A 12466-nucleotide genomic window follows, 5' to 3' on the forward strand; every position below is an offset into this window, starting at 1 on the left:
TGCCCCTTCTGATCCGGGCGGGTGGGGGACGCGGGGCCCGGTTCCCGACCGAACGTACCCCGAGCACCCCCCGACCGCCCGCGGACGGCGCCGGACGGCGCAGGTCAACACGGAGCGCGTGCCGTCACCCGCAAGGCGCCCCGGACGGCGGCCGACCGTCCGCCCCGACCGCTCCGGCGGGCACCCCGGCCCGCCGCGCCGGTCCCACCGCTATGAATCCGCTCACTCCCCGGACCGCGGCCGAGGAGAACGTCCGCAACCCGGGCGGGAGTTGGGAAAGGAGCCTGTGCATCCGGCTGCACCTTCTCACGCTTGCGGAGTAGTCTTCGGTGATCTTTGGTGGGGGACGGGAAGGGGCACGCCGGTGAGCTCGGGAGGGCTGGAGCTACCCCCCGGTGACGGTGGTCACGAGGGGGACACCGCCGACGTACCGCCGGGCGCGGTCTCCCTCGCCAGACCGGTGGAGATCGGGGCGGAGCTGGAGTGGGACGCGGAGTCCTGGCGCGAGGTGCGCACCCGCGCCCAGCGCGCCGGCCGCGCCTACATCTGGCTGAACCTGGTGGAGCAGCGGCTGCGGGCCGTGGTCGCCGCGGTCCTGCGCCCCATCTACGAACCCGTGCACGGCGACGACTGGGTCGTCGCCGCGGCCGGCCCCGCGGGGCAGGAGTGGGTGCAGCGGGCCGTCGCCGTCCGGGAGGTCTCCCGGCGCAAGGGCTACCTCCTCGACCCCGCCGACGACAACGTCCTCTCCTTCCTGACCCTGCCGCAGCTGCGCGAGCTGATGGTGCAGCACTGGCCCTGCTTCGAGCCGTACTTCGACGACCGGCGCGACGTGGAACTCGCCCTGGACGAGCTGGAGGTGGCGCGCAACGTCGTCTCCCGCAACCGGGCCCTGAACGAAGCCGTCCTCGCCCAGGCCGAACGGGCTTCCGCCCGGCTCCTGGAGATGCTCGGCACCGGCGCCCGCTCCGTGGACCGGCTGCCCGTCGACGCCGTCGAGGACCTCGTCGGAGACCGGTACGCGGACGTCGTCTCCGTCCACCCCGACCGGGTGCGCCTCCAGCGCCAGATCCCGGCGGAGGACCTGTTCGGCGGGGCGCGCCGGCTCGACGCCGTCGGCATCGGCCTCAACCTGCTCGTGCAGAACTTCTCCGGCCGCCGCCTGGTCCGGCTCGCCGAGGCGGGCGCCCGGGTGCGGCTGCTCTTCCTCAACCCGGCGAGCAGCGCGGTCAAGCGGCGAGAGCGCGAACTGGGCCTCAAGAAGGGCGAGCTGAGCCGGACCGTGGAGATGAACATCCTCCACGTGCGCCGGGTGCGCTCGCGGCTGCGGGACCCGGGGGCGTTCGAGATCCACGTCTTCGACGAGACGCCCCGCTTCACCGCCTACCTCGTCGACGGCGACGGCCCCGACGGCGTCGCCGTCGTCCAGACGTACCTGCGCAAGGCCCGCGGCATCGAGGCGCCGGTGCTGGTGCTGCGCGGCGGCGGCCGGTCGGTGGTGCGGGCCACGGATCCGGACGACCCGGGGGAGCACGGACTGTTCCAGATCTACCGCGAGGAGTTCGAGTCGGTGTGGGCCGACTCCCGCCCGGTCTCCTGAATGTCAGTGCGGCATGCGAGGGTGAAGGGCAACTGGGGGAGCGTCATGGAGAAGGGGCCCGGGATGACTTGGCACACGCAACCACTGGTCGGCTTCGACCTGGAGACGACGGGCACGGAGCCGTTCCAGGCCCGGATCGTCACGGCCGCGATCGTCCACATGGGCGTGGCGGGGCCCGTGGACCGCCGGGGCTGGCTCGCCGACCCCGGGGTGCGGATCCCGGAGCAGGCGTCCGCGATCCACGGCATCACGACGGAGCGGGCGACGGCGGAGGGCCGCCCCGCGCGCGAGGTCGCGGACGAGGTCGCCGCGGTCCTCTGTGAGCACTGGGAGCGCGGCACCCCCGTCGTCGCGTACAACGCGGCGTTCGACCTGACCCTGCTCACCGCGGAGCTCCAGCGCCACGGCCTGCCGACGCTCTCGGAGCGCCTCGGCGGTCGCGACGCGGCGCCCGTGATCGACCCGCTCACCATCGACCGCGCCGTCGATCGCTACCGCAAGGGCAAGCGCACCCTGGAAGCGGCCTGCGCGGAGTACGAGGTCGTGCTCGCCGACGCCCACGACGCGACGGCGGACGCGGAGGCGGCGGTCCGGGTGGCGCGCGCGGTGGCGTCGCGCCACGCTTCGGTGGCGGCGAGCACGGCGACCGATCTGCATGCGCGTCAGATCGTGTGGTACGCGGCGTGGGCGAAGGACTTCGAGTCCTTCCTCCGCCGCAAGGGCAACGCCTCGGCGGACGTGGACGCGTCCTGGCCGTTGCGCGCCCCGGCCCCGGCGTCTCGCTGACGCGCCGACCGGACCGGACCCACCACCGTATCGCTACGGGCGTTCGGTCACTGCGGACCGTGCCTGGCTTGTCGCGCAGTTCCCCGCGCCCCTGAAACCCCTCGCCCTACGGGCGAGGAGCAGCACCGACGCAGTACGCCCGCAGGGCGTGGTTCTTGGGGGCGCGGGGGTGCCAACACGCCCTCCGGGCGTAGGGGAGGAACTGCGCGACAAGCCACCCGCCGGGCCGCGGGGACCAACGCTCCCACCGGGCAACGGCGGGTCAGGGGGCGACGCCCGGCGTCAGGGGGTGGAGCAGACCGCGAAGGGGCGGAAGTTCGCCGGCTGGCCGCCGATGTTGCGGTACGTCACGATCCACTCGTCGCCGTCCGCGAAGGACTCCGTCATCACCAGGAAGTCGTTCGGGGACTTGCCGCCACCCCCCGTGGGCACCGTCCCCGGAGGACAGTGCACCCCCTGGCCGTGGATCGTGTTCGGCAGTACCTGACGCAGATCACCCTGTACCTGGGTGAAGGGGGCCCGCGCCTCCGTGCCGCTCTCGTTCTGTGCGACCGCCACGGTCGTCATGCAGGCCGCGGCGAGCGCCAGGGCCACCAGCGCGGGGATTCGGAAACGTTTCATCGCTACCTCCGAGGGGTGGGGGGAATGCGGGTGCGACGCTTGGATGCCCCGTGTCACCCGCCGCCCGCGCCTTCCCCACCCCACCGGGGCAAGCAGAAACGATTGCTCGCCCCGCAGTGGAGTGGCCCCGCCCCGGTGGGAGCACGGCTCAGAAGGGGTACCAGCGGACCTCGGCCCGCTCCTCGCGCAAGGACGCCACCCGGCGGGAGAACTCCTCGCGCGCCTTCGGGTTCGTCGGGGCGTGCTGCGCCACCCACGCGCAGCTCGCCGTCTCCCGCGCCCCGCGCAGCACCCCGCAGCCCTCCCACTCGCGCACGTCCCAGCCGTACGCCCGGGTGAACGCGTCGTACGCCGCCGAAGGCAGGCCGTACCGGTCGCGGGAGAGCGCCAGCACCACGAGGTCGTGTTCGCGCAGGTCCGCGGAGAACGTCTCCAGGTCCACCAGGACCGGTCCGTCCGGGCCGACGTGGACGTTGCGCGGCAGGGCGTCGCCGTGGACGGGGCCCGGCGGCAGATGCGGCGTCAGCGCCGCCGCAGCCACCGCGAAGCCGTCCCGCCGCGACCGCAGGTACGCCGCGTCCGCCGGGTCGATCGCGTCGCCCGCGAGCCGCAGCCACCGCTCCACCCCGGCCAGCAGCTCACGGGGCGGCAGCGCGAAGTCGGGCGCCGGCAGGGCGTGCACCTGCCGCAGCAGCGGCGCCAGGTCGGCCGGCTCGGCGGGGCGCACCGCGGCCGGCAGCCGGTGCCAGAGCGTCACGGGGTGCCCCTCCACCAGCCGTGCGCCGCCCTCAGCAGGCCGTACCGCCGGGACACCTGCCGCCGCCAGCCACGCCCCGACGGCCACCTCGCGCTCCGCGCGCTCGAACAGCTCGTGCGAGCGGCCGACCTTGACGACCACGTCGTCGACGGCGAACACCGCGTTCTCGCCCAGCGCGATCAGCTCCGCGCCGCCCGACGACCCCGCCGCCCGCAGCCCCGCCGTGTCCAGAACCTGCCGTGCCCGTGCCTCGTCCATCCCTCGCGTCCCGCGCCTTCCGTACTCACCTGTGCGAACTCGCCAAAGTGTCGCATTCGCGGCAGGCGTCCTTGACGCCCGGTGGGGCCGTCACGACGATGTCACAGGCCCGCAGGAGCAGGCCGCAAAGGCAGCCGCGGCGCAGGCCGGCGCAGAACCGAAGGAGTCGTAACCGTGACAGCGGCGACCGCGGCTCCCAGCACCGACACCGACACCCGCCCCCCGAAGCGCCGGCACCTGGACCACGGCGCCTGGTTCCTCGTCCTGCCCGCGCTGCTCCCGATCCTCGTGCTGAGCGTCGGTCCGCTGCTGTACGGGATCTCCCTCGCCTTCACCGACGCCCAGGCCGGCCGCACCCAGCCCACCCAGTGGATCGGCACCCTGAACTTCCAGGACCTGCTCAAGGACACCCTCTTCTGGGAGTCGTTCGGCATCGGGCTGCTGTGGGCCGTCGGCGTCACCGTCCCCCAGTTCGCCCTCGCCCTCGGGCTCGCCCTGCTGCTCAACCAGGACCTGCGGCTGCGCTGGCTGGCGCGCGCCCTCGCGATCGTCCCGTGGGCGATGCCGGAAGTCGTCGTCGGCATCATGTGGCGCCTGGTCTACAACCCGGACGCCGGGATCCTCAACGAAACCGTCCGCGACCTCGGCCTCGGCGACGGCCAGGCATGGCTCACCGGCCTCGGCACCGCGCTGCCCGCCGTGATCGTCGTGGGCATCTGGGCGGGCATGCCGCAGACCACGGTCGCCCTGCTCGCCGGCCTCCAGAACACCCCGCAGGAGCTCCACGAGGCCGCCGCCCTCGACGGCGCCGGGGCCTGGCGCCGCTTCCGCACCGTGACCTGGCCGGCGCTGCGGCCCGTCGCCCTGGCGATCACCGCGCTCAACTTCATCTGGAACTTCAACGCCTTTGCCCTGGTGTGGGTGCTCACCGCCGGCGGCCCCGGCGGTCGCACCCGGCTCCCGATGCTCTTCGCGTACGAAGAAGCCTTCCGCTACGGCCAGTTCGGCTACGCCGCGGCCATGGGCTGCGTCATGGTCGCGGTCATCTCGGTGCTGCTCGCCTGCTATCTGGTGGGCCGGCTCAAAGGAGGCGACGAGCGGTGAAGCAGCCCAGCGGCACCATCGACCCCGCCCGCACGGCCGCCCGGGCGCCCCGCCCGGCCCGCCGCCGTCGCCGCGGTGCCCGGGCGACGGCCGGCCGCGCCGGCCAGTACCTGGCCCTCCTCGGCTATCTGCTCTTCCTCGCCCTGCCGTTTCTGTGGCTGGTGTCCACCGCCTTCAAACCGGCCCGCGAACTCGGCTCGCTGCACCCCACCTGGATCCCGAAGGACCCCACCCTCGACAACTTCCGCCAGGCGTTCGACGAGCACCCGCTGCTGCGGGCCGCCGGCAACAGTCTGCTCGTGGCGATCTCGGCGGCCCTGATCGCGGTGGTGATCGCCACCCCGATGGCGTACGTCATCGCCCGCGTCCGCACCCGGCTGGCCACCGCCGCCACCGGCTGGGTCGTGCTCAGCCAGGCGTTCCCCTTCGTCCTCCTGATCATCCCGCTCTTCCTCGTCCTGAAGAACCTGCGGCTGATCAACACCCTGTCCGGGCTCGTCCTCGTGTACGTGGTGTGGGCACTGCCGTTCGCGCTGTGGATGCTCAGCGGATACGTGCGGGCGGTGCCGCGCGAGTTGGAGGAGGCCGCGGCGGTGGACGGCGCGAGCCGGGCCCGCACCCTGGTGTCGGTCACCGCGCCGCTGCTCGCGCCCGGCATCGTCGCCACCGCGCTCTTCGCCTTCGTCACCGCGTGGAACGAGTTCTTCTTCGCGCTCGTCCTGCTGAAGTCCCCGGAGAAACAGACCCTGCCGATCGTGCTGACGCACTTCATCGGCGCGGAGGGCGTCGCCGACCTCGGCCCGCTCGCCGCCGCCGCGTTCCTGGCGACCCTCCCGTCCCTGTTGGTCTTCGCGCTCATCCAGCGGCGGATCACCGGCGGCGTGCTCGCAGGGGCGATGAAGTCATGACCCAGACGAAGCGAATGACCCAGACGAAGCGGACGAAGCTGCTGACCCTCCTCGCCGCGTTGGCCCTGCTGCTGACCGGCTGCACCGCGGACGACGACGGACCCGACGACGGCACGATCCGCCTCCGCTTCCTCTCCCTGGCCTGGCAGAAGGAGTCCGTCGACGCCAACAAGGCGCTGGTGCGGGAGTGGAACGCGGCCAACCCCGGCGTCCGGGTGAGGTACGTCCAGGGCAACTGGGACAGCGTCCACGACCAGCTGCTGACCTCCTTCGAGGGCGGCGAGGCGCCCGACGTCATCCACGACGCCTCCGACGACCTCGGCGACTTCGCCTACGGCGGATACCTCGCCGACCTGCGGGGACTGCTGTCCGATCGGCTGGTCGACGACATCCCCCGGGAGAGCTGGCTCACCACGACCTTCGGCGAGGGCGTGTACGGCGTCCCCTTCCTTCAGGAACCCAAGGTCCTCATCGCCAACCGGAAGCTCCTCACCGCCTCCGGCGTCCGTGTCCCCACCCCCGAAGCCCCCTGGACCTGGGAGGAGTTCCGCCAGGTCGCCAAGGACCTGACCGCCCGGATGGGCAAGGGGAAGCACGCCGTCGCCTGGCCGCTCAAGGAACCGGTCTCCATCAGCCTCAACATGGGGCTGTCGGCCGGCGGACGGCTCTTCCACCGCGAGGACGACGGCAAGGTCCGCATCCGCTTCACCGACGCGGACGGCGTGATGCCCGCCGTCGTGCGCGACCAGGTCAACCGCGACCGCACCGCGGCCCGCACCACCCTCGGCGGCGGGGGCTCCGACGCCCTGCCCGGCTTCTTCGGCGGCAAGTACGCGATGGTGCCGCTCGGCTTCTCGTACCGCCAACAGGTCGTGCAGCAGGCCCCCGAGGGCTTCGAGTGGACGGTGCTGCCGATGCCCGTCGGGCCCGGCGGTGCCGTGCAGGGCGTGAGCCCGCAGACCCTGTCCATCGCCGAGGACACCCGCCACAAGCGGGAGGCCGCCCGCTTCGTCGACTTCCTGCTCCAGCCCGAGCACGCGGTCCGACTCGCCCGCGGCGACTGGATGCTCCCGACCGGGACCCGCGCCCTGGCCGACCCGTCCCTGCGCACCGTCGAACACGGCTGGGCCGTCGGCACCGCCCTGGCGCGCGGACTGCGCCCCGCGCCCGCCCAGTCCGTCCGCGGCTACCCGGAGTGGAAGGACAAGGTGGCGACCCCGGCGTACCAGGAGTACTACAGCGGCGCCATCGACGAACGCGAGCTGCGCAAACGGCTGGTCCGCGACGGGAACCTGGTGCTCGCCCGCTACCAGCGGGACTGACCCCCGCTGTCGGACCCGGTCCCTACAGTGAGGTGCATGAGTACGAGATACGCGGCGCTCCTGCGCGGGATCAACGTCGGCGGTCACCGCAAGGTCCCCATGGCCGAACTGCGCGCCGTCATCGCGGACCTGGGCCACCGTGACGTCGTCACCCACCTCCAGAGCGGCAATGCGGCCTTCACCGCCGCCGACGACGCCGACGGCGAGGCGGTGCGCCGCGCCCTGGAGGAGGCCGTCGAGGGCCACTTCGGCTTCGCCGTCGACTGCCTCGTGCGCGACGGGGACTACCTGAGCGCGGTGGTGGCCGACTGCCCGTTCCCCGCCGATGCGCTGGAGGCCAAGCAGCTCCACGTCACGTACTTCTCCGGGCCCGTCACGCCCGAGCGTTTCGACGGCATCGACCAGGCGGCGTTCACGCCCGAGGAGTTCCGCATCGGCGACCGCGCGCTGTACCTGTACGCCCCCGAAGGGCTCGGCCGGTCCAAGCTCGCCGACGCCCTCGCCCGCCCCTCCGTCACCCGCGGCCTGGTCGCCACCACCCGCAACTGGAACACGGTGACCAAGCTGGTCGAGTTGACCAGGGCGTAAGACACGCCCTAGTGGCGGCGGGAGTCCCGGCGCAGGCTGAAGCCGCCGGGCAGCCGCACCGCGGCGCTGCGTCGGCCGTGGCTGTCCCGCGTCAGATGCGCCCGTCGGCCGCCGAGCGACCAGGACCAGCCGTGCCGACTGATCGTGACGTGCAGCAGCTTCGGGATCAGCGTGATCCGCTTGTGGTAGTGGAACGGCATTCCGGCCTCCCGCCCTCGTTCCCCCGATGGTGCCCGACCCCCGCTCCGGCCGCGTCACCGAGGTGCCACGAGCGCGTCACGGACCACCGACCGTACCGGGCGCTACGCGGAAACCTCGATCCGTGCGGGCGCCGCACGCTCGCCGCGGGCCGCGGCGACCGCCTGCTCGTACCGTTCGACGAGCAGCCGCGCCAGTTCGGGCGAGGGGCCGAGGACGTCCGCGAGGACGTCCGCCTCCCGGGCCCCCGCAGCGATCCGGTCCGGCAGCCGGCCCGGGGCGATCACGTACGGGGCGACGGCCACACGCGCGCAGCCGTCGGCCCGCAGCGCGCGCACGGCGTCCTCCGTGCGCGGAAGGGATGCGGAGGCGAACGCAGGCCGCACGGAGCACCAACCGGTGCGCCGCAGCTCCCGCGCCGTTTCTGCGATCGCTGCGATCGCCTCCGGGTCTGTGGAGCCCGCCGAGGCCAGGACGACCCCGGTCGAGCGTCGGACGGCGGCGGACGGCGCCGCCCCGGCCTCGGTCAGCCGCCGCTCCAGCGCAGCCAGCAGCAGCGGCGAGGGGCCCAGGGCCTGTGGTGAGTTGTCCCGCGGCGTCGCGGTGCCTGGCACCGCCGCCTCCGGCGTTGTCGTCGGTCGCGATGGCTCCGCCATCACTCCCTCCTCCGCCTTGGATCCGACGCCACCAGGCGCCGCTCCTTGCTCCACGGGACAACTCACCACAGGCCCCAGCACCTCCGCCTGCCGGACGCGCAGCCGCGGCAGCCGGGCGGACGCCTCGGCCAGCACGGCCGGGATGTCCGACTTGGCGTGGAAGGCGCGCGTCAGCAGCAGCGGCAGCGCCACCACCTCCACCGCGGCGCCCCGCGCCCCCGGCTCGTCGGCCGCCAGCCGCTCCAACACCTGCGGCACCGACGGCGCGTTGAAGTCCAGGAACCCCGTCTCCACGCGCACTCCGGGCCGCAGCGCCCGCACCCGCCCGACCAGGGCGTGCACGGTCGCGGCGTGCCGGGGGTCACGGCTGCCGTGGGCGACGACGAGGAGACGGGGAAGGGACATGACGGCGCTCAGTTCTTGACGAGGAGACCGCGACCCCGCAGGATCGCGCGCTCCAGCGGGCTGAAGATCAACAGGTCGATGGCGATGCCGACCACCAGGATCAGCAGGATCGCCAGGAAGACTCCCGGCATGTCGGAGTTGTTGCGGCCGTTCTCCAGCAACTGGCCGAGGCCGAGGCCCAGATCGGGGGAGGAGGCGATGATCTCCGCCGCCATCAGGGACCGCCAGGAGAACGCCCAGCCCTGCTTGAGCCCCGCCACGTAGCCCGGGAGCGCCGCGGGCATCACGATGTGCCAGGTGCCCTTGAGGCCGGTGGCGCCCAGCGTGCGCCCGGCCCGCAGGAACAGCGGCGGGACCTGGTCCACGCCGGACACCAGCCCGTTGGCGATCGACGGGACGGCGCCGAGCAGGATCACCGCGTACATCATCTGGTTGTTGAGCCCCAGCCAGATCACGGCGGGCGGCACCCACGCCACCGAGGGCAGCGACTGGAGGCCGGAGAGGATCGGCCCGATCGCCGCCCGGACGAACTTCACCCGGGCGACGAGCAGCCCGAGCGGGGTGCCGATCGCCAGCGCCAGCAGGAAGCCGAGCAGACCGCGCGAGACGCTGGTCCACACGATCTCCAGTAGCGTCCCCTGGAGCCACAGGTCGGACAGGCTGTCCCACACTGCGGACGGAGCGGGCAGGGAGCCCGCGTCGGTGACCTCCGCCCACACCAGGGTCTGCCAGACCGCCACCACCAGGGCGACCGCCACCAGCGGCGGCAGCACCTTGTTCAGCAGGACCTGCCGCAGCGGGGTCCGCTGGGTCTGTACGGCGTCCAGGGCGTCCAGCCCCGCCTCCAGCCCGGCGAGGTCCCCCGAGCCGGCCCGGGCCGCCCCGGCGTCCTCGCCGCCCGCAGCGCCTTTGGCGCCCTTGGCGTCCTTCGCCGGACTTTCAGTGCTGGCCATGTCGGCGGATCTCCCCCCGCAGTTCTTCGGTGATCTCGATGGACAGCTCCGCCACCTCGGCGTCTTCGATGCGCCGCGGCTGCTCGATGCCGACCTTCCACTCGCGGGCGATCCGCCCGGGCCGGGACGACAACAGCACCACCCGTTCCGCCAACCGGACCGCTTCGCGGACGTTGTGCGTCACGAACAGCACCGACAGCTGCGTCTCCCGCCAGATCCGGGTCAGCTCGTCGTGCAGCACGTCCCGGGTGATGGCGTCCAGCGCCGCGAACGGCTCGTCCATCAACAGCAGTTGGCTGTCCTGGGCGAGCGCCCGCGCCAACGCCACGCGCTGGCGCATCCCGCCGGACAGCTCGTGCACCCGCTTGCCGTACGCCCCGCCCAGCCGCACCAGTTCGAGCAGCCGCTCGGCCTCGGGGCGCCGTTCCGCCTTGGGGACGCCGCGCAGCCGCAGCGCCAGCTCCACGTTCCGGCCCGCGGTCAGCCACGGGAACAGCGCGTGCTCCTGGAACATCAGCGCCGGGCGCCCGCCGGGGGTCTCGATGGCCCCCGCGGAGGGCGCGTCCAACCCGGCGACCAGGTTGAGCAGCGTCGACTTGCCGCACCCCGAAGCACCGAGGAGGGTGACGAACTCGCCCGGAGCGACATCGAGCGTGATGTCGTCCAGGACGAGTTGCCGTCCCGCAGGCGTCGCGAAGGACTTCGAGACGTGCTCGATCCGCGCGGCGTACCCGGCCGTCGTACGGGCCCCGGCCCGGTCCTTCGTCACAGTGGCGCTGGCCATGGTCGTCACCTCCTGGGAGTGGCTTACGGCTTACTTGACGCCGAGACCGGCGTCGGGGACCTCGGGCTTGCCTTCGGCCTTCAGCACCTTGTTCAGGGGCCGCAGGTCGTAGATGCCGGCCAGGTCGGGCTCCTTCAGCAGGCCCGCCTTCACGGCGTGATCGGCCTGGGCCTGGAGGGTGCTGGCCAGCGGGTCGTCCAGGAACTGGATCGACGGCCACGCGCCGTCGATGATCTCCGCGGGCAGCTCCTTGCCGGTGAGCGCCTTGAGCTTGGTGTTCGCGGACTTCTTCGCGGCGTCGGAGTTCGCGTTGATCCACGCGTTGGTCTTCACCGTGCCGCGGACCACGGCCTCCACCACGTCGGGGTGGTCCTTGAGGAACTTCTGGTTCACGATCACGTTGGTGATGACGAACTTCTTGTCCGGCCACAGCGTGGACTCGTCCAGGAGTTCCTTCGCCCCCAGACTGACCAGTCGGGCGGCGGTCGGCTCGGGCACCCAGGCGCCGTCGATGGAACCGGACTTGTACGCGTCCGGGGTGATCTTGTTGTCCGAGCGGACCACGGAGACGTCGCCCTTGCCGCTCTGCGCGTCCGTCTTCCAGCCCTGCTCCGCGATCCAGTTCAGGAAGGCGACGTCCTGGGTGTTCCCCAGCTGGGGGGTGGCGATCTTCTTGCCCTTGAGGTCGTCCAGCGTCTTGATCTTCGCCGGGTTGACCACCAGCTTGACCCCGCCGGACGCCGAACCGGCGACGATCCGCAGGTTCTTCCCCTTGGACTTGGTGAAGCCGTTGATCGCGGGGGAGGGGCCGATGAAGCCGATGTCGATGGAGCCCGCGTTGAGCGCCTCGATCTCGGAGGGGCCGGCGTTGAAGGTCGTCGACTTGATCGCGGTCCCGCCGAGCTCCTTCTGGAGGATGCCCTCCTGCTCACCGACGAGCGCGGTGGCGTGGGTGAGGTTGGGGAAGTAGCCGAGGCGCACGGTGTCGGCGGAGAGCTTCTTCCCCTTCGCGGCCGGGGCGACGTCGTCGTCCTTCTCGGCCTCGGAGCCGTAGCCGCAGGAGGCGAGCGCGCCGATCAGCAGCGGCAGTGCGGCGGTCAGGGCGAGGGCACGGCGGAGGGCGGGGCGGGTGGCAGGCACGGGAGGGGTTCCTCTCGTTGTCCCCGGAGGTCACGCCGGTGCGGCGGGTCCGGGGAGTCGTCGGGTAAGGGTTTTCGTTTTCGGCGCGGGTGGATCGGGACGCGGGTCAGCGCGCACATCGCTCCACACCTCCCGAACCTGCGCCGAGGGTGCCACTACCCACCCGACCGCCCTCTTTCGCGAAGGTGGCGAACACGTTCGTCATCAGAAGTCCCACTCCGACTTCTCGTCCGGACCCTCGGCCGGCTCCGCGGCGGCCCGCGCCGAGCGGGCCGCGGTCACGAAGCTGTCGCCTGTCATGGCGGCGGTGAGGGTGGTGCCGTTGTTGGGGTCGATGAGGAGGAAGGCGCCGGTGCGGCGGGAGTGGGTGTAGGGGTCGAGGGCGA

13 protein-coding genes and 1 pseudogene are annotated in these 12466 nt (G+C 72.7%); 6 read left to right on the plus strand and 8 right to left on the minus strand.

The window, feature by feature from the left end:
- Positions 1-364: 364 nt before the first annotated feature.
- Positions 365-1600: an SAV2148 family HEPN domain-containing protein gene (locus tag AB0E05_RS32565; RefSeq protein ID WP_361970504.1), complete on the plus strand. Its 1236-nt coding sequence runs from the start codon at positions 365-367 to the stop codon at positions 1598-1600.
- Positions 1601-1663: 63 nt separating this feature from the next.
- The gene (locus AB0E05_RS32570) at positions 1664-2386 is read left to right on the plus strand and encodes an exonuclease domain-containing protein (protein ID WP_361970506.1); all 723 of its coding nucleotides are present in this window, start codon (positions 1664-1666) and stop codon (positions 2384-2386) included.
- A gap of 282 nt (positions 2387-2668) precedes the next feature.
- On the opposite strand, the gene AB0E05_RS32575 is transcribed toward AB0E05_RS32570, so the two are convergent.
- Positions 2669-3007 (minus strand): hypothetical protein, encoded by a 339-nt coding sequence (locus tag AB0E05_RS32575; RefSeq protein ID WP_361970508.1) that lies wholly within the window; start codon positions 3005-3007, stop codon positions 2669-2671.
- A 148-nt stretch (positions 3008-3155) separates the two neighbouring features.
- Positions 3156-4022, minus strand: coding sequence for an aminoglycoside phosphotransferase family protein (locus AB0E05_RS32580; protein ID WP_361970510.1), 867 nt, complete (start codon positions 4020-4022; stop codon positions 3156-3158).
- Positions 4023-4259: 237 nt separating this feature from the next.
- Here AB0E05_RS32580 and AB0E05_RS32585 point away from each other — a divergent pair, with 237 nt between their 5' ends.
- From AB0E05_RS32585 to AB0E05_RS32600, 4 genes are all read left to right on the plus strand, one after another.
- Entirely contained in the window at positions 4260-5126 is an 867-nt protein-coding gene (locus tag AB0E05_RS32585; protein WP_361970524.1) for a sugar ABC transporter permease, read from the plus strand.
- A 110-nt stretch (positions 5127-5236) separates the two neighbouring features.
- Positions 5237-6034, plus strand: coding sequence for a carbohydrate ABC transporter permease (locus tag AB0E05_RS32590; protein WP_361970526.1), 798 nt, complete (start codon positions 5237-5239; stop codon positions 6032-6034).
- Positions 6035-6048: 14 nt separating this feature from the next.
- Positions 6049-7356, plus strand: a complete 1308-nt coding sequence (locus tag AB0E05_RS32595) for a sugar ABC transporter substrate-binding protein (RefSeq protein WP_361970527.1) — start codon at positions 6049-6051, stop codon at positions 7354-7356.
- A 36-nt stretch (positions 7357-7392) separates the two neighbouring features.
- Complete coding sequence (locus AB0E05_RS32600) at positions 7393-7944, plus strand: DUF1697 domain-containing protein (protein ID WP_361970512.1); 552 nt, start codon at positions 7393-7395, stop codon at positions 7942-7944.
- A gap of 8 nt (positions 7945-7952) precedes the next feature.
- Here the strand turns inward: AB0E05_RS32600 and AB0E05_RS32605 are convergent, their stop codons facing one another.
- The 6 genes and pseudogenes from AB0E05_RS32605 to AB0E05_RS32630 form a co-directional block, all read right to left on the minus strand.
- Complete coding sequence (locus AB0E05_RS32605) at positions 7953-8144, minus strand: DUF4236 domain-containing protein (RefSeq protein ID WP_361970514.1); 192 nt, start codon at positions 8142-8144, stop codon at positions 7953-7955.
- Positions 8145-8246: 102 nt separating this feature from the next.
- Complete coding sequence (locus AB0E05_RS32610; RefSeq protein WP_361970516.1) at positions 8247-9203, minus strand: sirohydrochlorin chelatase; 957 nt, start codon at positions 9201-9203, stop codon at positions 8247-8249.
- 8 nt (positions 9204-9211) lie between these two features.
- Positions 9212-10156 (minus strand): ABC transporter permease, encoded by a 945-nt coding sequence (locus AB0E05_RS32615; RefSeq protein WP_361970517.1) that lies wholly within the window; start codon positions 10154-10156, stop codon positions 9212-9214.
- A complete protein-coding gene (locus AB0E05_RS32620) occupies positions 10143-10940 on the minus strand; it encodes an ABC transporter ATP-binding protein (protein ID WP_361970519.1) in 798 nt (265 codons plus the stop codon). The genes AB0E05_RS32615 and AB0E05_RS32620 overlap by 14 nt, the downstream gene beginning before the upstream one ends.
- A 30-nt stretch (positions 10941-10970) precedes the next feature.
- The gene (locus AB0E05_RS32625; RefSeq protein ID WP_361970521.1) at positions 10971-12080 is read right to left on the minus strand and encodes an aliphatic sulfonate ABC transporter substrate-binding protein; all 1110 of its coding nucleotides are present in this window, start codon (positions 12078-12080) and stop codon (positions 10971-10973) included.
- 204 nt (positions 12081-12284) lie between these two features.
- Positions 12285-12466: pseudogene (locus tag AB0E05_RS32630) on the minus strand (hypothetical protein); the annotation flags it as partial.

The sequence above is a fragment of the Streptomyces sp. NPDC048057 genome, assembly GCF_040653095.1.
GTDB lineage: Bacteria > Actinomycetota > Actinomycetes > Streptomycetales > Streptomycetaceae > Streptomyces.

Bases quoted from the DNA above. Each gene is read 5' to 3' on its own strand.
- AB0E05_RS32605 (WP_361970514.1), bottom strand. From the start codon at position 8,144: ATGCCGTTCCACTACCACAAGCGGATCACGCTGATCCCGAAGCTGCTG.
- AB0E05_RS32620 (WP_361970519.1), bottom strand. From the start codon at position 10,940: ATGGCCAGCGCCACTGTGACGAAGGACCGGGCCGGGGCCCGTACGACG.
- AB0E05_RS32615 (WP_361970517.1), bottom strand. From the start codon at position 10,156: ATGGCCAGCACTGAAAGTCCGGCGAAGGACGCCAAGGGCGCCAAAGGC.
- AB0E05_RS32580 (WP_361970510.1), bottom strand. From the start codon at position 4,022: ATGGACGAGGCACGGGCACGGCAGGTTCTGGACACGGCGGGGCTGCGG.
- AB0E05_RS32610 (WP_361970516.1), bottom strand. From the start codon at position 9,203: ATGTCCCTTCCCCGTCTCCTCGTCGTCGCCCACGGCAGCCGTGACCCC.
- AB0E05_RS32570 (WP_361970506.1), top strand. From the start codon at position 1,664: ATGACTTGGCACACGCAACCACTGGTCGGCTTCGACCTGGAGACGACG.
- AB0E05_RS32575 (WP_361970508.1), bottom strand. From the start codon at position 3,007: ATGAAACGTTTCCGAATCCCCGCGCTGGTGGCCCTGGCGCTCGCCGCG.
- AB0E05_RS32595 (WP_361970527.1), top strand. From the start codon at position 6,049: ATGACCCAGACGAAGCGGACGAAGCTGCTGACCCTCCTCGCCGCGTTG.
- AB0E05_RS32600 (WP_361970512.1), top strand. From the start codon at position 7,393: ATGAGTACGAGATACGCGGCGCTCCTGCGCGGGATCAACGTCGGCGGT.